General features: G+C 67.2%; 20 protein-coding genes, 1 tRNA gene and 1 pseudogene. 6 read left to right on the forward strand and 16 right to left on the reverse strand.

What is annotated here, in order from left to right; all coding sequences use genetic code 11:
- Positions 1-36: 36 nt before the first annotated feature.
- The 6 genes from GV027_RS08495 to GV027_RS08520 all read right to left on the reverse strand — a co-directional run bounded on the left by GV027_RS08495 (position 37) and on the right by GV027_RS08520 (position 4,029).
- Positions 37-516, reverse strand: coding sequence for an RcnB family protein (locus GV027_RS08495; protein WP_031441073.1), 480 nt, complete (start codon positions 514-516; stop codon positions 37-39).
- A gap of 163 nt (positions 517-679) precedes the next feature.
- Positions 680-1,555, reverse strand: a complete 876-nt coding sequence (locus GV027_RS08500) for an alpha/beta fold hydrolase (protein WP_159511588.1) — start codon at positions 1,553-1,555, stop codon at positions 680-682.
- A gap of 147 nt (positions 1,556-1,702) precedes the next feature.
- Positions 1,703-2,602 (reverse strand): pirin family protein, encoded by a 900-nt coding sequence (locus tag GV027_RS08505; RefSeq protein WP_159511589.1) that lies wholly within the window; start codon positions 2,600-2,602, stop codon positions 1,703-1,705.
- A complete protein-coding gene (locus GV027_RS08510; protein ID WP_056408949.1) occupies positions 2,592-3,038 on the reverse strand; it encodes an NUDIX hydrolase in 447 nt (148 codons plus the stop codon). The genes GV027_RS08505 and GV027_RS08510 overlap by 11 nt, the downstream gene beginning before the upstream one ends.
- Entirely contained in the window at positions 3,035-3,742 is a 708-nt protein-coding gene (locus GV027_RS08515; RefSeq protein ID WP_159512820.1) for a glutathione S-transferase, read from the reverse strand. Before GV027_RS08515 ends, GV027_RS08510 begins: the two co-directional genes overlap by 4 nt.
- Positions 3,742-4,029 (reverse strand): BolA family protein, encoded by a 288-nt coding sequence (locus GV027_RS08520; RefSeq protein ID WP_031396501.1) that lies wholly within the window; start codon positions 4,027-4,029, stop codon positions 3,742-3,744. Before GV027_RS08520 ends, GV027_RS08515 begins: the two co-directional genes overlap by 1 nt.
- Before the next feature lie 122 nt (positions 4,030-4,151).
- Between GV027_RS08520 and GV027_RS08525 the strand changes: the two genes are divergently transcribed.
- Entirely contained in the window at positions 4,152-4,676 is a 525-nt protein-coding gene (locus GV027_RS08525; RefSeq protein WP_081877806.1) for a J domain-containing protein, read from the forward strand.
- Positions 4,677-4,680: 4 nt separating this feature from the next.
- Here GV027_RS08525 and GV027_RS08530 read toward each other — a convergent pair whose 3' ends face one another.
- The 9 genes and pseudogenes from GV027_RS08530 to GV027_RS08570 all read right to left on the reverse strand — a co-directional run.
- Positions 4,681-5,268, reverse strand: coding sequence for a DUF922 domain-containing protein (locus tag GV027_RS08530; RefSeq protein ID WP_159511590.1), 588 nt, complete (start codon positions 5,266-5,268; stop codon positions 4,681-4,683).
- Positions 5,261-5,944, reverse strand: a complete 684-nt coding sequence (locus tag GV027_RS08535; RefSeq protein ID WP_159511591.1) for a Fe2+-dependent dioxygenase — start codon at positions 5,942-5,944, stop codon at positions 5,261-5,263. The genes GV027_RS08530 and GV027_RS08535 overlap by 8 nt, the downstream gene beginning before the upstream one ends.
- Positions 5,938-6,684, reverse strand: a complete 747-nt coding sequence (locus tag GV027_RS08540) for a tetratricopeptide repeat protein (RefSeq protein ID WP_159511592.1) — start codon at positions 6,682-6,684, stop codon at positions 5,938-5,940. The genes GV027_RS08535 and GV027_RS08540 overlap by 7 nt, the downstream gene beginning before the upstream one ends.
- Before the next feature lie 8 nt (positions 6,685-6,692).
- Positions 6,693-9,197 (reverse strand): TonB-dependent receptor, encoded by a 2,505-nt coding sequence (locus GV027_RS08545; protein WP_159511593.1) that lies wholly within the window; start codon positions 9,195-9,197, stop codon positions 6,693-6,695.
- Between the two features lie 74 nt (positions 9,198-9,271).
- Positions 9,272-9,514 (reverse strand): ribbon-helix-helix domain-containing protein, encoded by a 243-nt coding sequence (locus tag GV027_RS08550; protein ID WP_031393924.1) that lies wholly within the window; start codon positions 9,512-9,514, stop codon positions 9,272-9,274.
- Between the two features lie 22 nt (positions 9,515-9,536).
- On the reverse strand, positions 9,537-11,360 hold the full coding sequence (gene cobT, locus GV027_RS08555) for a cobaltochelatase subunit CobT (RefSeq protein ID WP_031393923.1): 1,824 nt from the start codon (positions 11,358-11,360) through the stop codon (positions 9,537-9,539).
- A 4-nt stretch (positions 11,361-11,364) separates the two neighbouring features.
- Positions 11,365-12,369 carry a cobaltochelatase subunit CobS gene (gene cobS, locus GV027_RS08560; RefSeq protein ID WP_031393922.1) on the reverse strand — a complete coding sequence of 335 codons (1,005 nt, stop codon included), beginning with the start codon at positions 12,367-12,369 and terminating at the stop codon, positions 11,365-11,367.
- Positions 12,370-12,522: 153 nt separating this feature from the next.
- The gene (locus GV027_RS08565) at positions 12,523-17,187 is read right to left on the reverse strand and encodes an NAD-glutamate dehydrogenase domain-containing protein (protein ID WP_159511594.1); all 4,665 of its coding nucleotides are present in this window, start codon (positions 17,185-17,187) and stop codon (positions 12,523-12,525) included.
- 259 nt (positions 17,188-17,446) lie between these two features.
- Positions 17,447-18,286 (reverse strand): annotated as a pseudogene (locus GV027_RS08570) (PAS domain-containing protein); the annotation flags it as partial.
- A 143-nt stretch (positions 18,287-18,429) separates the two neighbouring features.
- On the opposite strand from GV027_RS08570, the gene GV027_RS08575 reads away from it, so the two are divergent.
- The 5 genes from GV027_RS08575 (at position 18,430) to GV027_RS08595 (ending at position 23,772) form a co-directional block, all read left to right on the forward strand.
- Positions 18,430-18,505 (forward strand) — tRNA-Thr (locus tag GV027_RS08575).
- A gap of 644 nt (positions 18,506-19,149) precedes the next feature.
- Positions 19,150-19,728 carry a hypothetical protein gene (locus tag GV027_RS08580; protein WP_159511595.1) on the forward strand — a complete coding sequence of 193 codons (579 nt, stop codon included), beginning with the start codon at positions 19,150-19,152 and terminating at the stop codon, positions 19,726-19,728.
- A complete protein-coding gene (locus GV027_RS08585; RefSeq protein ID WP_159511596.1) occupies positions 19,725-20,036 on the forward strand; it encodes a hypothetical protein in 312 nt (103 codons plus the stop codon). The genes GV027_RS08580 and GV027_RS08585 overlap by 4 nt, the downstream gene beginning before the upstream one ends.
- A gap of 454 nt (positions 20,037-20,490) precedes the next feature.
- Positions 20,491-22,584 carry a TonB-dependent siderophore receptor gene (locus GV027_RS08590; RefSeq protein ID WP_236559118.1) on the forward strand — a complete coding sequence of 698 codons (2,094 nt, stop codon included), beginning with the start codon at positions 20,491-20,493 and terminating at the stop codon, positions 22,582-22,584.
- Complete coding sequence (locus GV027_RS08595; RefSeq protein ID WP_159511597.1) at positions 22,585-23,772, forward strand: DUF1624 domain-containing protein; 1,188 nt, start codon at positions 22,585-22,587, stop codon at positions 23,770-23,772.
- A gap of 63 nt (positions 23,773-23,835) precedes the next feature.
- Here GV027_RS08595 and GV027_RS08600 read toward each other — a convergent pair whose 3' ends face one another.
- The gene (locus GV027_RS08600; protein ID WP_031395616.1) at positions 23,836-24,177 is read right to left on the reverse strand and encodes a PilZ domain-containing protein; all 342 of its coding nucleotides are present in this window, start codon (positions 24,175-24,177) and stop codon (positions 23,836-23,838) included.
- Between the last annotated feature and the right edge of the window lie 8 nt (positions 24,178-24,185).

Below are 24,185 nucleotides of genomic sequence, written 5' to 3' on the forward strand. Positions count from 1 at the left end.
TACGGCCCGGGATCGCTCCCGGGCCGTCGTGGCGCCTTAGTAGAAGAAGCCGTTATTGACCTGTGCGACGCGACCGTTGCGCGTGTCGACCAGGACGACGTCGCGGCCATAGCGGACCCAGCGCTGATAGCCGAAGCCCGGGCGCGGCAGGCGATAGGTCTGGTAGTCGTTGATCCAGTAGTTGCGGCCATAATATTGCGGCGCGAACCGGTGGCCGACGTTGATCGGGCGATAACGATAGCCGCGCGGGCCGACATAGGCCGGACGACGATAGACGTTGGCGTGGCTGCGGCGATAGTCACGCCAGTCCTCGCGGCGCTCCTGACGGTCTTCGCGCAGCTCGCGGCGGGCATCGCGGACGTCGCCGCGGTCGCCGAAACGGCGCGCCTGCTGAAGTTCGCGCTGGCTCTGACGCACTTCACGGTCGCTGCGACGGACTTCGCCATAGCTCTGCGCGCTGGCAAACGTGGGGACCAAGGTTGCGGCGGCTACGGCCGCGAGGATGATCTTACGCATAATGCTCTCCTGTCTTCGACGCCGTATCAAACGGCATGACAGGGGATTTGCTCCCCGGCCGCTGAACGGTTTCAGAATGTGCTGGTCAGGATTCAGACAGGTGGCGAGCATGCGTTCTATCAATGTCGTCATCCTGACTTTCGTCAGGATGACGAGGGGGGAGTTAAATTCCCCAGCGGCGCATCGCGGCGATCACCGCGTCGGGTTTTTCCCAGGGGACGAAATGGCCCGCATCGACCTTTTCGATCGTCAGCTCGGGGACATAGTCGGCGAGGTCGAGCTGGCTCGGCAGCAGCGCGGTGTCGCGCATGCCCCAGATCACTAGCACCGGCATCTTCATCGGCGGGAAGGGCGCGTCGAGAAAGGCGGGGCGGGGCGGGGTCTCGTCCATTGCGGGGACGACGATCGCGCTGGCGCGGTACCAGTTGAGCATCGCGGTCATCGCGCCGGGCTGTGACCATTCGTCGAGATAGGCGGCCTTGTCCTTGCCCGCGATCGCCTGAGTCACGTGATGCGCGAAGGTCGAGCCGAGGAATTTCTCGAGCCCTGTGCCGGTGAGGCCCTGGTCGATACTCGTGTCGCGGAAGCGGCGGATATACTGGCTCGCCTTGCGCTGTTCGGGGTCGTCGAAGATCGTCCGCTGGAAGACGAGCGGGTGGGGCGCGTTGACGATCACCAGCCGTTCGATCCGGTCGGGATGCTGGAGCGCGGCCATCCAGGCGACCGCGCCGCCCCAGTCATGCCCGACCAGCGTGAAGCGGTCGATCTTGAGCTGATCGGCGAGCGCGAGCAGATCGGCGACGATCTTGTCGGGGGTGTAATTGGCGACGCCCTCGGGCTTCGACGAGCGCGCATAGCCGCGCTGGTCGGGGGCGATGACATAATGGTCGCGCGTGAGATCGGGGGCGATGTGGCGCCAGGTGCGGTGCGATTCGGGGAAGCCGTGGAGGAGGATGACGGGCGGATGCGCGGGATCGCCGCTGATCGCGACGTCGAGGTCGACGCCGGTGGATAGTCGGAGGCTCTGCAGCTCGCTCATGTCTCTCTCCCGCGTGGTGCCCCGGATCTGGCCGGGGGTCGATATGGTCTGCACCGATAGGGGGAGTGTGCGGTACCGCGCAGGGCGGGACAAGGGTCGTATCCATTTTGCGATCCTCCGCCTGGCGGGGGAGGATCTATCTGCGGGTCAGGGGTAGCTGACCGTCTTGGGTATCGCCGGGATCTCGATCCGTTCCTTCTCGTCGCCCGGGACCTTCGGGAAATTGCCCGCATTCCAGTCGCGTTTCGCCTGTTCGATGCGGTCGCGGTTCGAGCTGACGAAGTTCCACCAGACGTGGCGCGGCGTTGTGAACGCGTCGCCGCCGCACAGCATCGCCCGCCCGCCGCTCGCCGATCGCAGCGTCGCCGCGATCCCGGGGCGCAGCACGTAGAGCACCTGCGGCTCGAGCGGCACGCCCTCCAGCGTCGCCTCGCCCATGGCGAGATAGACCGCGCGTTCCTCCGCCGCGGCATCAATCGGCACGCTCGCACCCGGATCGAGCGCGATGTCGGCGTAGATCGTGCCCGAATAGGTCGTGGTCGGCGCGCTCTGGCCCCACAGGCTCCCCATGATGATCCGCGAGCGCGCACCGTGCGCCTCGATCACCGGCAGCTGCGCCTTGGTGACGTGTTCGAACGCGGGATCGATCTCCTCGACCGCCTCGGGCAGCGCCAGCCAGGTCTGGATACCCGACAGGTTCGGCCCGCCGGCGCGCTCGTCACCGGGCGAGCGTTCGGAATGGACGATGCCGTGGCCTGCGGTCATCAGATTGACCGCGCCGGGCTCGATCCGCGCCTGCGTGCCGAGCGAGTCCCGGTGGTCGATCGCGCCGTCGAACAGATAGGTGACGGTCGACAGGTTGATGTGCGGATGCGGGCGCACGTCGATGCCCGTACCCACCTCGAGATGCGCGGGGCCCATCTGGTCGAAGAACAGGAACGGGCCGACCATCGTCCGCTCCTTGTTCGGCAGCGTGCGGTGGACCTTGAAGCCGCCCAGATCATGCGTCGAGGGCAGGATGGTCTGGAGGACGAAATCATCCAGCATGGCGTGTCTCCGTGGCGTCGAGGAGTTCGACGAGGTCCGCTGGATAGAGGACTTCGTCATGCCCCGCGATGTCGTTTCGGGAAAACCAGCGGTGACCGACGAGCAGCTTGCGCTCCTGATCGGTGAGCCCGCCCGCCGCGACGTCGCACGTATCCACGTCGACGCGGAAATAGCGTTCGTCGGCGGTCACCTCGACGCCCTCGAAGGTGCGGAAGTCGACGACGCGACGCGCGACCTCGGGGCCGCAGTCCATGTCGAGCCCGACCTCTTCCCAAAGCTCGCGGCGGGCGGCGGCGGCATAGCTCTCGCCCGGATCTACCGCGCCACCCGGCGTGCACCAGAGCGGCGGGCGATCATCGGGCGTGAAGCGGAACATCAGCACGCGGTCCTGCGCGTCGACGAGCAGGATGCGCGCGGCGGGGCGCGGGGTTCTCACGCGGCGTCGAGTTCGGGATAGTGGCGGAAGATGCCGTCGGTGTTGAACGCGATCCGCCGGTCGCTGTTCAGATAGGCCCTGATCGCGGGAATCTCGGCGACCTGGTCGCGGATGCGGATCAGGTTGGGATAGTCGGGTTCGAGCGTGCGCATCCGCTGCGGGAACATGTAGCGCAGCCCCTCGACGATCTGGAACAGCGAGGTGTCGGCATAGGTCCAGCGGTGGTCGATCAGCCATTCGCCCGGATTGGCCTGTGCCGCATCCTCGAAGTGACCGAGGAATTTGGGGAGCCGCTGCTCGCGGAACTGCTCGGCGGCGCGCGCGGCCTCGGGCTTCTGGTCGGCGTAATAGTCCATCATCGCGACCGGGTGGTGGACGTTGTGGACCTCCGCGACGAGATCGGCGAACGTCAGCTGGAGCTGGTTGAGCCACAGCCGATCGGCCATGTTCGACGGCGCGAGGTCGTGGCGTTCGCCCAGATACATCAGGATGTTGGCGACCTGTGCGATCACCAGACCATTGAGTTCGAGATAGGGCGGGGCGAAGGGCGTGCGGCCGGTGCGGTCGTTCAGATCGGCCATCAGCGCCTCGGCACCGCGATCGTGGGCCGCATCCGCATAGGGGATCTCGCCGCCTTCGAGCGCGAGCCGGACGAATTCGCCGCGGCCCTGAAGGCCGGGCCAGTACCAGAGCGTATAGGCCATCATGCCTCTCCAGGCGCACGCGCCTTGATCGCGAGCGCGTGGATCTGCGTGCTGAGCAGTTCGGCGAGCGCGTGGTTCACGAGGCGCTGCCGGGCGACGCGGTTAAGCCCTTGGAACGCCGGTGCTTCCACCTCGACACGAAAATGCGTCTCGCCGGTGCCGTCGTCCCCCATATGTCCGGCATGCAGCGCGCTCTCGTTGACGACGGTCAGATGGGTCGGGGCGAGCGCGGCGGTGAGGCGCGCGGTGATCTGGTCCTGTACGGAGCCGGTGGCGAGGTCTGTCATCCGACCTATATAGCCCGTTTTGGATAGACGGGGAGCCGGTGACGCAAGACGCGAGAAAAGAGCGCAAGGACCGGCCCAGCCCCCGTTTCCACGGGCGCGTGGAGGGCAGCGGGCGCGCGTGCATGTGGCCGGGCTGTGCCGAACCCGGCGAATTCCGCGCGCCGCCGCTCGAGGGGCCGAGCGATGGCGGGCCGCCGCAATTCCGCTGGTTCTGCCTCGAGCATGTCCGCGCGTTCAACGCAGGCTATAATTATTTCGACGGGATGACCGCGGACGAGATCCACCATGCGCAGCGGCCGATGGCGGGATGGGAACGCGAGACGCGGGCGTTTGCGCATGGCGGCGGCGACACGCCGCCCAAATGGGCGGACTTTGCCGACCCGATCGACGCGATCGGCGCGCGGTTCGGTGAGCGGATGGCGGCTGCGCGCAAGGATGGTCGCGTGCTGTCCGATGGCGAGCGACGATCGCTGCGCGTGCTGGGGTTGGGGACCGACACCGACCGCACCGCGCTGCGCAAACGCTATAGCGAACTGGTGCGGCGCTATCATCCCGACCGCAACGGCGGGGACCGGGCGCATGAATCGGAGCTGCAGAAGGTCATCGCCGCCTATCAGCATCTGAAGGGTGCCGCGGCGTTCGCCTGACGGGTCAGGAGGCGGGGAAGCTTGCCCCTTCCTTGGTGCCATGCGCTGTCTCGCGGTCATAGGCGACATGATAGGCGTCGAACCCGGCCAATACGGCCTGCGCGGCGGCGTCCGCGGTCCGGCAGGTCGCCCCCCGGATCGCGGCCAGGATGTCGCCGCGGTGACGATAGGTGTAGCGGACATGCCCCGCCTCGTGCCGGGCGAGCGCCGCGACGTAGCGGTCCCAATCGGCGCGCTCGGCGGCGGTCAGTTGGGCGGTCGCCGCGAGTTGCGGCATGCGCACGGTCGCCTTGTAGCGGACCGTCGCCGCGGCAAGATCGCAGCCGCCGTGTCTGGTCCGCGGCCAGGACCAGCGCAGGTCCCAGCTGCTCAGCGCATCGACCCGGCGGCCGTCATGCGCATCGGTCGGCCGGGCGGCGTCGATTGCGCGGCGGACCGCCATCGCATCGCCGCCATCGACCGGGTAATAGTCGATCGTCACGTCCGGTATTCCGGCAAACGCTAGGTTAGCGTGCGCGCTCGTCTGGCTGCTGATCCCCGCGATCGCGACCAGCGCGACGAGGGGCCGGATCGGCAGGGCGTGGTCACGCATCGGCCCAGCGACGGAGCAGATTGTGATAGACGCCGGTCAGCCGGATCGTCGCCGGGTCGGCCATCCCTTGCGCCGCGGCGACCGCCTGCACGCCCTGATCGAGATCGAACAGGATCCGGCGCGCGCCGTCGTCGCGGACCATCGACTGCAGCCAGAAGAACGAGGCGGTCCGCACGCCGCGCGTCACCGGCGTCACCCGGTGCAGGCTGGAGGCGGGATAGACGACCATGTGCCCGGCGGGCAGCTTGACCGATTGCGGGCCGAACTGATCCTCGATCACCAGCTCGCCGCCGTCATAGTCGGCGGGGTCCTCGAGAAAGAGCGTTGCCGACAGGTCGCTGCGGATCCGGAAATCGCTGCCGCGGCGGATACGGATCGCGGTGTCGACGTGCAGCCCGAAATCCTGCCCGCCGGCATAGCGGTTGAACAGCGGCGGGAAGACCTTCAGCGGCAGCGCGGCGGCGATGAACAGCGCCGACTGCCCGAGCGCGTCGAGGATCATGCCGCCGGCGTCCTTCGCCGCGGCGGACTCCTCGGGCAATTGTTCGTTGCGCTTGGCGAGCGCGCTTTGCGTGCCCGAGGTCGCGTTGCCGTCGACCCACTCGGCCGCGTCGATCAGCGCACGGACCCGCGCGACGCCGGCGGAATCGAGCACGTCTGGAACCGCGATCAGCACTGCGCGCCCTCCCGCAACGCCGCGACGCCGCGCGTGCGGAACGCCGCGATGTCGCTGGCCGCGAGAAACGCCTGCGCCTTCGTCACGAACGCGGCGTTGCCCCGAGCGCCGGCCCGTTCGAGCCAGCCGAGCGCGGCGTCGATCTCGCCCGCCGCACCGAGCATCCGCGCATGGTTGAAACAGCCGCGGAAATCGCCGCCCTCTGCCGCACTCGCATAGCAGGCCGCGGCACGCGCGAGGTCGCGGGGGCAGGCCCAGCCATCCTCGGCGAAGCTGCCGACGAAGTTGATCGCCTTCGCGCTTGCAAGCCCTGTGTTCATCGCGGCAACCTTCTCCAGCAGGGCGAGCGCGGCCGGCCTGTCCTCGGGCACGCCGTCGCCCAGCGCCAGCAGCGTCGCGTAATTGTACATCGCCCAGTCGAGCCCGCGCGCAGCCGCGACCCGGTAGCATTCGGCCGCACGCGCCTTGTCGACCGGCGTGCCCCAGCCGAGATCGTAGCAGCGCCCGACCATGTTGAGCGCCATCACGTGATGCTGCGCCGCGGCCCTGATGAACCAGGCCAGGGCGGCAGCCGGATCGGCCGCGACGCCGGCACCGTCGAGCAGCATCTGCCCGTACACCGCCTGTGCCTCCGCCACGCCGGCTTCCGCCGCCTCGCGCACGAACGCCGCGCGCTCCTCCGAACTGCCGGAAAGGCGCGCGGCGATGGCGTCGGGCGAAAGTGTGTCTAGCGCCGTCACTCTGGCCCTCAGAACCGCAGGTTGACCGTGCCGAACACCGTACGGCCCGCAGCGAGCGTGGCATAGTGGCTGGCATAGGTCTGCGAGAAATAGGTCTTGTTGGTCAGGTTCTGCGCGTTGACGCTGAGGTCGATCATGTCGGTCAGCTTGTAGCTGGCCCGGGCATCGAACCGCCAGTAACCGGGCGTGCTGCGGGTGAGGATTTTGGTCGCGGGGGTTACCGTGACGACGCCCGCCGCAGTCTGCCGCGCGCTGCGATTGTCCGCATAGCCGCCGATCTGTTCGTCCATGTACAGTGCCATGCCACCGATCTGCAGCCGGCGCGTCACATCGACATTGGTCGTCGCGGTGAAGCTGTTCTTCGCGGTCTGCGGCACCTGCTTGCCGGTGTTGACCGACACGACGCCGGTGGTCCGCGCAGGCTGAACGACGGTCGTCACCCCGTTCGCGGTGGTCGTGATCGCGGGCGCGGTCAGCGTCGTGAAGCCGCCGTCGATGATCTTCGGGTCGAGATGCGTGAAGCCGCCGAAGACGGTCCAGCCGGGCAGGATCGTCCCGCTGACGTTGAACTCGAACCCGCGGATCCGTGTCTCGCCAATGAACGATGCGGTGTTCGTGTCGTCGAGCACGCGCGCGTTGGAAATCTCCGTCTGGAACACCGCCGCGCCGAGCTGCAGCTTCTCGGCGAACAGGCTCGCCTTCGCGCCGACCTCGTACGACTTGGTCTTTTGCGGCTTCAACAGCCCGAGCACTGCGGCGGTGATCGCGTTATCCTCGCGGCCTTCGCCGAGCAGGCTGTTCGGCGGCGTTGCGGCGGTCGCGTAGCTCGCATAGAGGCTGGTTTCGGGGGTCGGCTTGAAGACGAGCCCTGCTTGCCAGTTGAAGAGGTTGTCGACGCGCGTGAGCTTCGTCTGCGTTGCGCCCGGCAGCGTGATCGTCGATTCGAACCGGTCGTAACGCGCACCCAGGTTCAGGATCAGCGCGGGGATCAGCGTGATCGAATCGAACGCGTAGACCGCCTTGGTATTGGCGTCGTTCTGCGTTTCGGTGGACAGCGCGCCCCGTGCGATCGGGGTCTGCGTCGTCGACGTGTCGCTCGCGTAGTTGACCCATGGCGCATAGGGATCCGGATCGAACAGGCTGACGCAATAGGAGCGCGCGATCGTCGCCGTGTTGCAGCGTGGCGAGATCGTCGAGCCGTTCGCCGACACGAACGTGCCGCGCCGCGTCTTTTCCCACGAAAGCTCGGTGCCGAGCGAGAAGCTGTGCTCGATGCCGCCGGTATTGAATTTGCCGTACAGGTCGGTCTGGTCGACGATGCTTTCGCTATAGCCGTAGCGCGTGTTGCCGCGCGTCCAGACATAGCCGCCATTGGTCACGTTCGCGCCCGTATTGGTCGCGGTGGTGCCATAGACATTGCCCTGGCTGTCGTCGGGGAGGGTGAAGATGAAGCTTTGCGTGCTGTGCGTGTAGCGTGCGGTGTTGCGCAGCGTGATGCCGCCGAAATCATGCTCGACGCGGATCGTCGCCTGGTTGGTGTCGGCGTCGCGGAAGTCGCGCGCGGCCAGCCCGTAGAAGTTTTTCCGGGAGACAAAGCCGGTCTGGCCCCCCGCGGTCGTCACGGTCCCGAGCGCGGGCCCTGTCGTGACGCTGCCGGTGCCGGGGTGATTGTTGATCGTGTAGAGATAGGGGATGCCGCTGTCGGGCAGTTCGCTGCTTTCCATGTGATAGAAGCTCGCGGTCAGCCGGGTCGGCGTGCCGAGCCCGATCGCGACGGAGGGCGCCACGCCCCAGCGCTTCTGCCAGATCGCATCGCGGCCCGCGACGTCCTGGTCGTGCCACATGCCCTGGATCCGGAACGCCGCGGTGTCGGAGATCTTGAGGTTCAGGTCGCCGGTGACGCGCTTATAGTCCGCCTCGCCATAGCTGCCGCTGAGCGATCCGAACGTGTCGAGCACGGGCAGGCGCGACAGGATGTTGATCGTGCCGCCCGCCGAGCCGCGGCCGCCGAGCGTCGAATCGGACCCGCGGACGATCTGGACTGACTCCACCGCGAACACCTCGCGCGTCTGCGAGGCGAGGTCGCGGACACCGTCGACGAAGATGCTGCCCTGGCTGTCGAACCCGCGGATGAAGGGGCGGTCGCCGATCGGATTGCCGCCCTCCGCGGCGCCGAAGGTGATGCCGGGCACGGTGCGCAGCGCATCCGCGAGGCTGTTCGATCCGGTCTGTTCGATCACCTCCTTGGGCAGGACGATGATCGAGCGCGGGGTATCGACCAGCGGCGCGACCTGTTTCGGGCCGGCGTCGCGTTCGCGGTGGCCGTTGACCAGGATCTCGTCGCGGTGCTGCACGTCGGCCGTATCCGTCGTGGCCTTGGGCGTCGCCGTCGTCCGGTCGGCATCGGCGGCGAGCGCCGGCGCGGTCGTGAAGGCACCGATGCAGGACAGGGCCAGAAAGGCGGGCATCGTGGCAGGACGCGGCGCGACGCCCCGCGGCGAAACAGTCGACATAGTGAAACCCCTTTTGCTCTTGGAGTATCGCTATTGAGAGTCGTTCGCACTGTCAATGCTAATGCGACTGGTTCTCAAGTCGACTCGTCGAACAGCCAGCTTCGCAAGGCACTGGCAAGGTTCGGGGGCACGTCCGCGACGATGCGCAGCGCGTCGATCTCGGCGACCAGCGCAGACAGGGGCAGGCCCAGCCGGACCGCCTCGCGTTCGAGCGCCTGCCAGAAGATCGGTTCGAGGCTGATCGACGTCTGGTGACCGGCGATCGTGATCGACCGCTTCACGGGGCCTGCAAACCCGCCGCGCGGGGGGGCGATCACGCGCGTGGTGGCCGAATGGCCGTCACTCGGTGTCGAAGAGCGATGCGAGCTGCTCGATGATCGTCCCGCCGAGCTGTTCGACGTCCATGATCGTCACCGCGCGCGCATAATAGCGCGTCACGTCGTGGCCGATGCCGATCGCGACGAGCTCGACCGGCGACCTGGTCTCGATCCAGCCGATCACCTGACGCAGATGGCGTTCGAGATAGGAGCCCGAATTCACGCTGAGCGTCGAATCATCGACCGGCGCGCCGTCGCTGATCACCATCAGGATGCGGCGTTCCTCGGGCCGCGCGACGAGCCGGGCATGCGCCCACATCAGCGCCTCGCCGTCGATATTCTCCTTCAGCAATCCCTCGCGCATCATCAGCCCGAGCGAGTTGCGCGCGCGCCGCCACGGTTCGTCCGCACGCTTGTAGACGATGTGGCGGATGTCGTTGAGACGGCCGGGCTGGGGTGGGCGACCCGCTGCGAGCCACGTCTCGCGCGACTGGCCGCCCTTCCACGCACGCGTGGTGAAGCCGAGGATCTCGGTCTTCACGCCGCAGCGCTCGAGCGTGCGCGCAAGGATGTCCGCGCTGATCGCCGCGATCGAGATCGGACGTCCGCGCATCGACCCCGAATTGTCGATCAGCAGCGTGACTACGGTGTCACGGAAATCGGTCTCGCGCTCGGCCTTGTAGCTGAGCGACAGCGTCGGGTTGACGATCACGCGCGCGAGTCGCGCCGCGTCGAGAATGCCCTCCTCCTGATCGAAATCCCACGAGCGCGACTGCTGCGCCATCAGCCGGCGTTGCAGGCGGTTGGCGAGTTTCGAGACCGCGGACTGGAGATGGACGAGCTGCTGGTCGAGATAGCCGCGCAGTCGTGCCAGTTCCTCGGCATCGCACAGCTCGGTCGCGGCGATCACCTCGTCGAACTGTGTCGTCCATGGCTTGTAATCGAACGCGGTGCCCATGTCCGCCATCGGGCGGTTGGGGCGGACGGGCTGCATGCCCTCCTCGCCGTCATCACCGGGCTCGCCGTCGATGTCGTCCATCGACTCGTCGCTCTGCTCCTGGCCGTCGCTTTCCTCGTTCTGCTGCTCGGACTGTTCGCCGCGCGCCTCGACTTCGCCCTGGCCGTCCTCGCCCTGGTCGTCGCCTTCGTCGCCCTCGTCCTGCTGCTGCTCGTCAGTGCCCTCGTCCTCGGAGCCGCCCTCTTCGCTCTCCTCGGGGACCTGGTCCGCCTGGACGAGCTCGAGCTCGGCGAGCATCTTGCGGGCGAGGCCCTGGAACGTCTTCTGGTCGTCGATCGCATAGGCCAGCGCGTCGAGATCGGTCTTCTGCTCGATCCACTCCCGCACCAGCGCGAGACCGGGGGCGGCGACCGCGGGCGATTCCTGCCCGGTCAGCCGCTCGCGCACCATCAGCCCGAGCGCGGTCGACAGCGGCACCTCGTCCCGGTTGCGCGCGCGCGTGATCGGGTCGGCGCGCAGCCGGACGTCGAGCGCCATGGCGAGATTGTCGCTGATCCCGGCATAGCCGCGCGACCCCAGCGCCTCGACGCGTGCGGTCTCGACCGCGTCGAACACCGCACGCGCGACCGCCTCGACCGGCGCGGCGCGGTTGTGCAGCGCGATGTCGTGATGCTTCAGCTGAAGCGCGAATCCATCGGCGAACCCGCGCGCTTCCGCGACCTGTTCGGGCGGCAGCGCGCGCGCGGGCATCGGCACCTTGATGTGCTTGCCCGACTGCGCCGGCGCATCCGCGGTGAAGGCGAGCTCGACCTCGGGCTCCTCCGCGATCGCGCGCGCGGTGCCGGCGAGAACCGCCTTGAACCGGTCGAGGGGCGTTTCGTTCGCCAAGGCCTCAGGCCTTGCCCATCACGCTCTCGGGCAGGTCCTTGCCGAACACGCGCTGATAATATTCCGCGACCAGCGACCGTTCTGCCTCGTCGCACTTATTGAGGAACGACAGGCGGAACGCGAAGCCGACGTCACCGAAGATCAGCGCGTTCTGCGCCCAGGTGATGACGGTACGCGGGCTCATCACGGTCGAGATGTCGCCGTTGACGAAGCCCTTGCGGGTCATGTCGGCGACGCGGACCATGTTCTCGACGACCTTCTTGCCGTCGGGCTTGTCATATTCACCCGATTTCGCGAGCACGATCTGCGCTTCGACCTTGGCGGGCAGATAGTTGAGCGTGACGACGATGTTCCAGCGGTCCATCTGGCCCTGGTTGATCTGCTGCGTGCCGTGATACAGCCCGCTGGTGTCGCCGAGGCCGACCGTGTTGGCGGTCGCGAACAGGCGGAACCAGGGGTTGGGGCGGATCACGCGGTTCTGGTCGAGCAGCGTCAGCTTGCCCTCGGTCTCGAGCACGCGCTGGATCACGAACATCACGTCGGGACGCCCAGCGTCATATTCGTCGAACACGAGCGCGGTTGGCGTCTGCAGCGCCCAGGGGAGCAGGCCTTCGCGGAACTCCGTGATCTGCTGACCGTCCTTCAGGACGATCGCGTCGCGGCCGATCAGGTCGATGCGGCTGATATGCGCATCGAGGTTGATGCGGATGCACGGCCATTTCAGGCGCGCCGCGACCTGTTCGATATGCGTCGACTTGCCGGTGCCGTGATAGCCCTGGACCATCACGCGGCGGTTGTGCGCAAAGCCCGCGAGGACCGCGAGCGTGGTGTCCGCGTCGAAGACATAGGCGGGGTCGAGATCGGGGACGCGCTCGTCCGCCTCGGAGAAGGCAGGCACCTCCATGTCGGAATCGATCCCGAACATCTCGCGCACCTTCACCATGCGGTCGGGGGCGTCGAGAATCGTCGTCTCGCGGCTGTCGGGCTGGGTATTGGGGATATCGGTCATGCTGGCCTCGTGTTCCCGGTAGCTCTAGGCCAAGCGCGGGTGAATACTCAACCGCGACGTACGCGATTGTCGGGAAGACATCATCGAACCGCCGGACGCGCGATGGGTTCCCGCCCCGCCGGGAATGTGGCGGGGCAGGGCTTCGGTTTGCGCCTATCGGCCGAGCAGCACGCGCGCCTGGCTGGCGATCTGCGCGAGCATCGCGGCGTTCGGGACGGCGGCGTGGCGTGCACGGTCGATCACCGCCTTGAACTGCGCGACGCGGGTGGCATTGCTCGCCAGCCACGTGTCGACCGCGCCCTGCGGATCCTTGGCCCCGCACCGCGCGAGGAACTCCAGCCGCAACTGCTGGAAATCGCGGGCAAGTCCGGCGATCAACAGGCGTTCCCAGGGATCCGACGGCGTGATCCGCGCCGCATTGGCCTGTGCCCAGTCGAGCCCGAGCGCCTGTCCGAGATGCGTGAAGGCGCGGGTCAGCACCGCCTCGTCGAGCGCGAGGCGCTCGCCGAGATCGGCGAGCCCGACCGCACCGTCGAGCTCGAACAGCCGGACCACCTTGATCGCGAGGTCGTGCGGGGCACCTGCCGTCTCGAGCTGCGCGGCGATGCGGTCGCTCTGTGCGCTCGCCTCCTCGAGCAGCAGCGCCTTGGTCTGGCCATCGAGATGCGTGATCCCCTTGGCGAGCCGCGCGAGTACGGCACCGGGCATCGTGCCGGGCGCGGACACGCGGAGCAGATCCGCGATCTGCGAGCGCGTGGCGACCGCCACCTCGTCGAATAGCGCGATGCGCGCGGCTTCGGGCATCGGTCGTGACTCGATGTCCGCCCAGAGCGCAGGCAGGTCGAACAGCCGTTCGGCGACGACGAACATCGCCGCGATATCGCCCATCGCCGCGCCTTCCTCCTCGGCAAGCTCGAACGGGTGGAGCACGCCGAGCCGGTTGACGATGCGGTTGGCGAGCTTGGTCGCGACGATCTGGCCGCGCAGCCGGTGGTCGTCGATCGCCTGCGCGAAATGCTCGCGCATCGCGGCCGGGAAGGCGGCGTGAAGATCGGGTTTCAGCGCAGGGTCGTCGCCGAGCCCGGCATGCTCGATCGAATCCTGCAGCGCGAGCTTTGCGGTGGCGAGCAGCACGGCGAGTTCCGGTCGCGTCAGGCCATGGCCGTCGAGCCCGCGGCGGAGCAGGTCGTCATTGGCGGCCAGCCCCTCGACCGCGCGATCGAGCCGTCCGCTGCCCTCGAAGATTTCGATGACGCGGACATAGCTCGGCATCGAGCCCGGCCCGCCGCCGCCGCCGGTCGCGCCGCCAAGGCCGCCGGGGCCTGCCAGCGCGCCCGCGCCCTCGGCGATCGACAGCGCGAGCGTCTGGAGCCGGTTGTCCTCGAGCACGAGATGCGCGACGTCGTCGGTCATGCTGGCGAGCAGCGCGTTGCGATCCTCATAGCCAAGGCGCCCCTCGATCATCTCGCGGTTGAGCGCGATCTTGATGTTAACCTCGTTGTCCGAGCAGTCGACGCCCGCCGAATTGTCGATGAAGTCGGTGTTGATCCGCCCGCCGCGCTCGGAAAACGCGATGCGCGCGGCCTGCGTGACGCCGAGATTGGCACCTTCGCCGATCGCGGTGACGCGCAGATCCTCGGCATTGACGCGCAGCCGGTCGTTGGCGGGATCGCCGACCTGGACGTTGTTCTCGGATGCCGCCTTCACATAGGTGCCGATGCCGCCGAACCAGAGCAGGTCGGCGGGCGCTTTGAGGATCGCGGAGATCAGCGCGCCGGGTTCGATCTCGTCGACCGCGATGCCGAGCACGGCCTGCGCCTGGGGCGAGAGACGGATGACCTTGGCGGTGCGCGGAAAGACGCCGCCGCCTTCGGAGATCAGCGCGGTGTCGTAATCCGCCCAGCTCGAGCGGGGGAGGGCGAACATGCGCGCGCGCTCGTCCCAGCTGGCGGCGGGATCGGGGTTCGGATCGATGAAGATGTGGCGATGGTCGAACGCCGCGACGATCTTGAGCGACTTCGACAGCAGCATGCCGTTGCCGAACACGTCACCCGACATGTCGCCGCAGCCGACGACGGTGATCGGATCGCTCTGCACGTCGATGCCGCGTTCGGCGAAGTGACGCTGGACCGAGACCCAGGCACCCTTGGCGGTGATGCCCATGGCCTTGTGATCATAGCCGACCGAGCCGCCGCTCGCGAACGCGTCGCCCAGCCAGAATTCGCGGTCGAGCGCGAGCGCGTTTGCGACGTCGCTGAACGTCGCGGTGCCCTTGTCCGCGGCGACGACGAAATAGGGATCCTCGCCGTCGAGGATCGCGACGCCCGCCGGATGGACGACCTTGCCCTCGACGATGTTGTCGGTGATCGACAGCAGCGTGCGGATGAAGATCCGGTAGCTCTCGGTCCCTTCCGCCAGCCACGCGTCGCGGTTCGACGGGGCGGGGAGCTGTTTGGGATAAAAGCCGCCCTTCGCGCCGGTCGGCACGATCACCGCGTTCTTCACGCGCTGCGCCTTCATCAGCCCGAGAATCTCGGTGCGGAAATCGTCGCGACGGTCGGACCAGCGCAGCCCGCCGCGCGCGACCGGGCCGGCGCGCAGATGGATGCCCTCGATCCGCGGGCTGTACACCCAGATCTCGCGCCATGGCACGGGCGCGGGGAGGCCGGGGATCAGGTGGCTGTCGAGCTTGAACGCAAGCGCCTCGGCCGCGGCGGGCGTGAAGGCGTTGGTGCGCAGCGTCGCGCCGACCAGGCTGTGATAGGCGCGCAGGATGCGGTCGTCGTCGATCGCGGTCACCGCGTCGAGCCCCGCCTCGATCGTCGCGTCGGCATCGGCGGGGTGTCCGGCATCGGCCGGATCATGCGCGGCGGCAAAGCGCGCGATCAGCGCGGTCGCGACCCTGGGTGCGCGGCGCAGCGCGTCGACCACCGTCGTCAAGCCGTAGGGCAGCCCCGCCTGGCGCAGATAGCGGAACCAGGCGCGGAACAGCACGACCGCCTGCGGGCTCATCCCCACTTCGACGATCAGCCGGTTGAACGCGTCGTTCTCGGCCGCGCCTTCGAGCACCGCGGCGATCGCGCGCTCGAGCGTCGCGGCATCGGCCTGCGCGACCGCATCATTCGCCTCGAGCACGAAGTCGTGCACGAAGGGATCGCTGTCCTCCTGCAGCCGGGTCGGCAATTCGCCGATCACGCGGAAGCCGAAATTCTCGAGCACCGGCACGGCATCGGACAGCGGCAGCGCGCCGCCCAGCTTGTAGATCTTGAGCTGGCGGTCTTCGCCGGGCGCGCTGGAGATCAGGCGCACCCCGCGCGAGCCCGGCCCGTCGAGCGCGGCGAGCCGCTGGATGTCCTCGGCGGCTTCGGCCGGGCTGCTGAGGTTGCGATAGTTTTGCGGGAAGGCGGCGGCCCAGCGCAGCGCGAGGCGGGCGGCGCGCGGCGACGGCAATGTCTCGACCAGCGCGGCCTCGACGTCGGACACCCAGCCGCGGACCATCCGCTGCAGCCTGAGCGCGAGCGGCGCGACGTCGGGCACGCGGCCTTCGCCGCGCAGGTCGAGCGTGTAGCGCAGCATCGCGGTCTCGCCGTCCTCGAGCGCGATCGACCAGTTCAGCACGGTGGCATTCGCGGCCTCGGCGAGCATCTCGCCGATCGCGGTGCGGCGGCCGGTCGTGACGTCGTCGCGCGGCAGCCAGACGAAGCCGAACAGATGGCGGCCGAGCGGCGATGCGACCAGCACCAGCGCGGGACGCGGCCGGTCGGCCAGGCTCATCGCGGTCAGCGCAAGTTCCTCGAGCGCGTCGGGCGCGAACGCGATCACCAGATCATGGGGCAGGGCGGTGAATGCGTGGGTCAGCGCCTTGCCCGCATGGCCGCGGGGATCGAAGCCGAACTTGGCCTTCATCGCCGCCAGCCGCGTGCGCAGGATCGGCACGTCGCGCGGCATCGTCGCCAGCGCCGCGCTGGTCCATAGACCGCTGTAGATCGACAGCCCCGCGATCGTCTCGCCCTCGATCACCGGCACGACGACCAGGTCGAGCGGGACGGCGCGGTGGACGGTCGAGATCAGGTTCGACTTCAGCAGCAGCGGGGCGAGATTGCCCGCCTCGAACCACTGGATCGCGAGCGCGCGCGAGGCCTCCGCCAGGATCGGCACGGCATGCGGATTGCGCGCGATGCCGAGCGCGGCGCCGCCGCTGCCGTCGCGGTGCCAGACCTGATGCCCGAGCAGCGTCAGGTGGCCGTCGAGGAACCAGCGCAGCAGCGCGGCGCCTTCCGCATCAGGGCCGTCGCTGTGGAGCAGCGCGATATCGGTCGCCATCGCGCCCTGCATCGCGCGCCAGTCCTTCACCGCCGCGCGGACATCGGCAAGCACCCCGGTCAGTTCCTCGATCAGCCCGCGCCGATCGCGGGCGTCCGCGCGCTCCATCTCGAGATAGATCATCGATTCGGCGGGACCGGTGTCGCCGATCGCCTGGAGCACGCCGTCGGGGCTGCGCGTCGTGTGAACGACCGGGTGGATGATGCGATCGATCGCGATGTCCTGCGCGGCGATTGCGGCGGAAATCGAATCGACCAGGAATGGCATGTCGTCGTTGACGATCGCCAGCCGCATGCGGCGGCGCGTGTCGTCGGCGCTGATCGGTTCGAGCGCGATGGCGGGCGCGCCATCGTCGCGGCGAAGCGCCGTGGCGACGACGAAAGCCGCGGCGTGCGCCGCCTCCGTCGTGCCGAAGTCCTTGAGTTCGCCCGGAAGCGCGCGTTCGGTCAACCGGGCGGCGAGCGCGTCGGTCAGCGTCGTGGAAAGATCAGCCATGACCGCGCCTATGCGCCGGGTACGATACGACCTCAAGGCTTGTGGCAGGTGCGAACACCGCTGTTGCGGTGCAGCATTCGGATGCGCGTCGGCGCGGCGCGAACACGGTTTTCGGCTACCTAATCGCGGCCATGGCCTGCGCGGTGAGGGCCGCGTCGTCGGTGATCGTGCCGATGATGTCGAGCCCGCCATCCACCCCCGCGCGGGCGACGAGCAGGACGATCGCGCCGGGCTCCGCATCGGTGCGGAGCACGACATGCGCGAGCGTGTCGGGTGCCGGGCCATCGGCCAGGCCGGTCGCCGGCATCGGGTCGGCAAATTCGGCACTCGGCCCGTCGGCCCAGATCGGCGCGCCCGGCGAGGTGGCGGGCGCGTGCCCGGTCGAGGCCAGCGACGCGCCGAGCCCCGGCATCATCGGCGCGTGGCGGGCATAGGCGGTGAGCCCGGACGCGGGCACCGGCGCGGCGCGAACCGCTGCCTCGAGCTCGGCGGCGAGCGTCGCCTGCATCCGGTCGTCGGCGAGTTCCTTCCAGTTGATCACGCCATACAGGAAATCGATGCCCTCGTCGCTCGACGAGAACGGCATGAGGATGCCGCGGTACAGCGTCGTTCGCCCGCGGCTGTTGACGAATTCAGCCTCGAACCCGATCGGCGCGCGATTCGCGATGATCTGCAGATAATGGTCGGTCAGCCGCGACAGCAGCGACCGGCTCGGCACGTCGGCGATCGACGTGATCGGCCCGACCAGTCCGCATTCCTCGCGCAGCTTGGCGCCAAGATAGGCGATTCGCGGATCGTCGATCGTCATCACCGCCGCGGCATCCCGGTCCGCAGCCGCGCCCGGATCGGTGCGGAAGTCGAGCAGCACGCTGTGCGGGCCGAAATCGGCGATCGAGCCGGGATCAAGGTCCGCGATCGTCGGATAGGGGCGTCCCCTCAGCAGCGACACCCAGTGGTTATAGGCGCGGACATGCATCCGGCGTTCGTCCCCGCCCAGATCGAACATCACGTCGTTGACGCCCGCGTCGGTCGCCCCGCCGGGAAGCCCCGTCCCGGCCTCGTCGATCTCGCCGTATTCGCCGTCCGGCTCGCGTCGCATGCCCATACCGAAAACTTCCCCGTTCACTTACGGCTGCTTGTGCACGCTGCTTGGTAAACGGCACGTAAATGCGGGTTAGCGCTTGTCACGGCAAATTTCCCCTGTTAAGCGCCGCCCCCTCGACCGGAGATATCCGTCATCGGGCCGCTTTAGCTCAGCTGGTAGAGCATCGCATTCGTAATGCGGGGGTCACAGGTTCGAGTCCTGTAAGCGGCACCATACTACAGAAGCGCGGTTGAGCAGGGCGAGTTTTAAGACTTACTCACGCTGCGCTTGACGTGTAGGATAATGTTGCTCAGATGTTCTCGCCGCAGCAATAGGCGGGGGATGGCATGGTCCAGACATCAGGCACCAGTAAGCGGACCGCATTTTCACGGTGGCTACGGACGGGCATGGTGCCATCGGCGCTAGGTCCTGACGGTCTCGAACTCAAATTCAATCCATGGCATGATCCGGCGGACGGCCGGTTTACATTTGCAGGCGCGGGGCGCCATGATGGACCGACCCAAACCGATACGACGAGCGCCAGAAACGATCGTGCGCGTTCTGGGAGCGGTCGCGCTCCAAGCCCAGGGGATAATCATACATCGCGGACCGCAAAACCGCCAAAGGCTGAAACGCCCCGCGCCCGATCGCTCACGGGCGACGACCCGAAATCGGTAGAACGCAGGTCGGCCAAGGTGCAGTCCACGCGGATCCCGGGAGCGCGGCCCGGTGGTCAGCCGAACCCCGTCGCCGAATTCGTTGATGGCGTCGGTCAGGGACTTTATGATGTTGGGGAAGGAACCGTGGCGGGAGTCCATGCTGCGCTAACACCAAATCCGGTAACGACTGTTCGCAACGCCGGCCGTGGCATCGCGGCCATGATCGACACCGCAATCGCTGCTGAGGATACCCCGGCCCATATCCAGGCCTCCCGCGCGGCAAGCGCCGTTGCCAACGCCTCGGCGCGGGACATCGGTCGCGCCGCAGGAAAGGTTGCTGGGAACGTCGCACTGGCGGTAGCGCCGGGGGCGGCGCTCTCCAAGGCTGCCGCATTGCGCCGACCCGCTATCGCGAGGCCGCGTATAACCTTTGACCCGCCGCAAATCGGCTGGGTCAAGGAGACGACCAAGTCAAAAAAGCCTTGGAAACCTTATAACGATTCGGCGCCCGGCGCGCGCGCCGGTCAGGCGCCAACGTTGATGCGGACGATGCCCAACGGTTCTAAGCGGCCGGTGAAGTTTGACGGCATTCAGGGCGATTTCATGGTCGACCGAAAATGGGCTGTCGTAAACAGGCCTCGTTCGCGGGCCCAGATTTTGCGGCAGTCGGAGGTATTAGCACAACACCGCCTGATCGGGACGTGGGAGGTCCCTACGCCTGTCGAGAAAACCAAGGCACTGAAACTGCTCAAGCAGATGAGCATCACGAACATCCACATAAAGGTTGTGAAGCCATGATCGCTATGCAGGTTGCAGAAATTATCGCGGAGTATGCCGTGTTCCTCGAACTGACCGACGACGAGGAACTTAACCCTGACACCGCCGTGAAGATGATGGAAGCCTTGGCTAGCCATCTTCAAGAGATGGACAAGGGATTTCTCCGTGAGCTCGTGAATGCGTTTCCGATCATAGTGGAAGAATATAGTGGCGAGGCGCAAGAGGTGGTGCGCAACATATCTTATGGCTACTATCTTGAAGAGGCTCTTGCAGTTAACGACCCGGTCAAGATGGCTACATTGGAAGCGTTGCGCGACGCGAGGGGCTGAACGGCCGTCGCTGTGACCCATGAAACCTTCTAAATCCCACTTCGTAGCGCCGCGGTTGCGCGCGAAGGTCGTGAGGCTGTGGCGCAATAGGTACGAGCGCCACTCGCGGCCCTTCGGTAGTCCGAGCTTCGTAAGCAAGGTGTCCCAGGCCCGGTCGACATCCTGCACCGCTCGCCCGTGATAATTGACCAGCCAGCCGCGGCCGGCGCGGTCCCCCAATTTGATATACGTGAGGTCGCGTATTCGGCCCATAGCCGGCGATCGAGCGTCGGGAGGACGGGCGGCAAAGCTCGATGCTTCTTGTTTTGCGTCCTGCCCTGCAGGTTCAGGTCGATCGTTCGTGCACCTGGCCACCACTGCGGTCGGCCGCGTTGCCATAGCGGAGTGGTGACGTTAGGAGACAACATATCATCGCATATGAGGAAGTCTCTTGGCACGCTGGACGATGCGGACTGTGACACGATTATCGGGCGGGGCTGTGCCGCTTCGGCTGCGGCACACGCTTGGCGCGATCGGCATGATGGCAGGGTCGCCCGCGGTTGCGCAGGCCGTGGAGGAGCCGGCGGAGCGCAACGAGATCGTCGTGCTGGGGACCCGGACGTCGCGGGACGCGACGCTTTCCTCCGATCGCGCGACCGAAGTGATGTCGCAATCGAGCCGGTCGCTCGAACAGGACATCCTGCGTGCGGCGGGCACCTACCGGTTGAGCGACGCGCTGGAATTGGTGAGCGGCAGCAGCCAGCAGAATAATCGCGGGGGCTTTGCCGACAATTTTGCGATCCGCGGCTTCCTGAGCACAGCGGATGGCGGCGGCGAATATTATACCGATGGCTTTATCGCCAATCGCGGCAGCGCCCCCGCGCGGGACCCCGCGACGATCGAGCGCATCGAGATCCTCAAGGGCCCTGCCGGCGCCGTCTTCGGCGATATCGATCCAGCCGGACGGGTCAATATGGTCAGCAAGACGCCGCGTTTTGCATCACAGGCGTCGGCTTCGCTGCACTACGGATCGTTCGACACGCGCCGCATCGAACTCGACGCGACGGGGCCGCTGACCGGGACGCTCGCCGCGCGGATCGTGGTCGCGACCGAAGACAGCGACGGCTACCGCGATTTCGTAACGGTGAAGCGCCGCGTCGTGTCCCCATCGCTGACCTTCCGGCCGAGCGACGCCGTACGGCTCACCTATCTCGCCCAGCATATCGTCTATGACGCGCCGTTCGACCGCGGTGTGGCGGCGGTCGATGGCGATCCGCTCGCGCTGCCGGCGTCGCGGTTCCTCGGCGAACCCTCGAACGGGTCGACGCGCGCGCGCGACACCCGCCACCAGCTGACCGGCGAAGCGCGGCTGGACGGGGCATGGTCGCTCGTCGGCGGCGTCGCCTATCGGACCGGCACGTTGCGGGGCTTTTCGGCGGATCCGTCGCGCGTCGTCGACGGGCACACGCTCTGGCGACAGCGCCGCGAACGGGGTTACGAAGTCGAGGATCTGTCCGCGCGTCTCGAAGTGCGCGGCGAAGTGCAGGCGCTCGGGCTTCATCGTCCGAGCCTGGGCATCGAGGGCTACACGCTCGACTATCTCGAATTGCTGAACCGGCGAAATCCGACCGCCGCCAATCCCTATGCGATCGACGTCTTCAACCCCGTATATGGCGAGACACAGGCCCTGCCGCTCCTGCCCAGTATCGATCAGCGCGAAACGCGGCGCGTGGTGTCGCTCTACGCGCAGGACGCCTGGGCGGTGACCGATCGGCTCGATCTCGTCGGTGGCGTCCGCCTCGACGCCTATCGGCAGCAGCTCGCGCGCAATCTCGTCAAGGCGACGACCGTGTCCAGGGGGCGCCCCGTCAACTTCCGCCTGGGTGCGCGCTATGCCGTCACCGACGCGCTCTCGGTCCACACCAACTGGGGTGAGTCGTTCCAGCTGAATTCCGGCAGTGGCGCGGGGGGTGTCGCGTTCGCGCCCGAACAGGGGCATGGCTATGAAATCGGCGCGGCGGGCCGGTGGCGCGGTATCGATGTCGGCCTGACCTGGTTCGATATCAAAAAGAGCAACGTCCTCACGACGGATCCGAACGACGCCAATTTCCTGGCGCCGGTGGGATCGCTGACGAGCCGCGGCGTCGAATTCGATGCGTCGCTGCGGCTTGCCGCGCGGTGGCAGGCGGTGGTGAACTATGCCTGGACCCGGGCGCGCACCGACGATCGGTCGTTCGCCACGCCGCTGGCGCTGAACGTCCCCGATCATTCGGCGACCGCCTTCCTCGTGCACCGCTTCGATCCCGGCACGGGCCGGGACTGGCAGATCAGCGGCGGTGTCGCCTATGTCGGCAAGCGGTCCGGCGCGACCGACGCCAGCGGGCTCATGCTGCCCGATTATGTGAAGGTGAAGGCGTCCGCCGACATTCCATTATCAAGTGCGCTGACAGTCCGCGCCGAGGTCGATAACCTGTTCGACGAGCGGTACGCGCAAAGCTCGTACAATTCGGTCTGGATCTATCCAGGCGCGCCACGCACCGTGCGCGCGTCGCTGCGGGCGGAATTCTGAATGGCGATAATGACGGACCAGACGCGCGCTGCCGCACCCGATCGCGATATCCCGCGCAGGCGACTGGAGAGCATCGACGCGGTGCGCGGGATCGTGATGATCCTGATGCTGCTCGACCATCTGCGCGAGACATGGCTTGTCCTTGTTCCCATGCCCGATCCGGTGGATGCGAACACTGTCATGCCGGCACTCGCGATCGCGCGCTTCGCCGCCAGCTTCTGCGCGCCGATCTTCGTCGCGCTGACCGGCCTCTCCGCCTATCTTTTCGGCGTCAGCCACACGCCGCGCGAAACCGCCGCCTTCCTGGCAAAGCGCGGGTTGCTGTTGATGGCGATCGACGTGCTGTACCTCTCACCGCTTTATTGGGGGGTGGTGCCGCAGCCGACCTTCTGGCTGCAGGTGATCTGGTGCCTCGGCCTGTGCATGATCTTGCTCGCCGGGCTGATACGGCTCCCCCGGCCGGCACGGATCACACTGGGACTGGTGCTGGTATGTGGCCACAATCTGCTCGATCCCGTTCGGCTGCACCAGGGGGACACGCTGTTCCCGGTCTGGGCGTTGCTGCACCAGCGTGACGTGATCGCCCTGCCGTTCGGGTTCCTTGCCAGGACGACCTATCCGATCCTTCCGTGGCTGGGGGTCATGCTGCTCGGTCACGCGATCGGGCCGTGGTTTGACCGCATGGTCGAATCCGCGAAGCGCAGGCGATATCTGACGCGCCTCGGCATCGGGATGATCGTCGGCTTCATCACGCTGCGCGCGTTCAACCTCTATGGCGACGCGCCCTGGCATGTGGTCGATAACAGCCCGCTGCGGACGGCGATCAGCTTCCTGTCGATGACGAAATATCCGCCGTCGCTCCTGTTCCTGCTGCCGACGCTGGGCGGCGGAGCGCTGCTGCTGGCGCAATGCGAGCGACTGGCGAGCTCACGGCTTGTCTCCGGTCTGGCCGTCTTCGGCGCCGCACCGATGTTCTTCTATCTGTTTCATCTCACCATGCTGCGCATCCTCTATCACACCGCGCTGGCGTGGTGGGGGCCGACCGATGGCGCGGTCTTCATGGTCGATGGCTATGCCTGGGTGCTCATCTGGTACGTCGCCCTGATCATACCTTTTGCGCTTCCGACGATGTGGTTCGCACGGTTGAAGCAGCGTCGTCGGGATATTGCGTGGCTGCGGTTTTTCTGATGGCAGGTCCGCATCGGCGCGGTGACGACGCGATCACGCGGCCCCCGACGGGCATGCCGCAGCTCAGGCGGCGTGTCTGACGGCCATCGCGACGATATGTTCGATCACCTGTTCGGGGATCGGGTTGGCGACCTCCAGCCCGAATCCCCCGAGATAGGACCACGCCACCCAGCCGGGATATTGGGCGAGCCCGGGTATGTCGAGCGAGAGAAACCGGCCGATCGTGACGCCATATTCGGACTGGATATTGAAACCCCGGGACGAGACATTCTGAACGATCGCCGCGTGTGTGTCGCCGAAGCCGGTGACGATCGTCACGGGGAGGCTGATCGCACGACGCGTGCAATTGCGTCGATCGAGCAGGTCGTGGCTGATGTCGCTGGCGAGGCGGCGGTAGGTCTTCATACGCCACA

The organism is Sphingomonas sp. T1, assembly GCF_902506585.1.
In the GTDB taxonomy this organism is placed as follows: Bacteria; Pseudomonadota; Alphaproteobacteria; order Sphingomonadales; family Sphingomonadaceae; genus Sphingomonas; species Sphingomonas aerolata.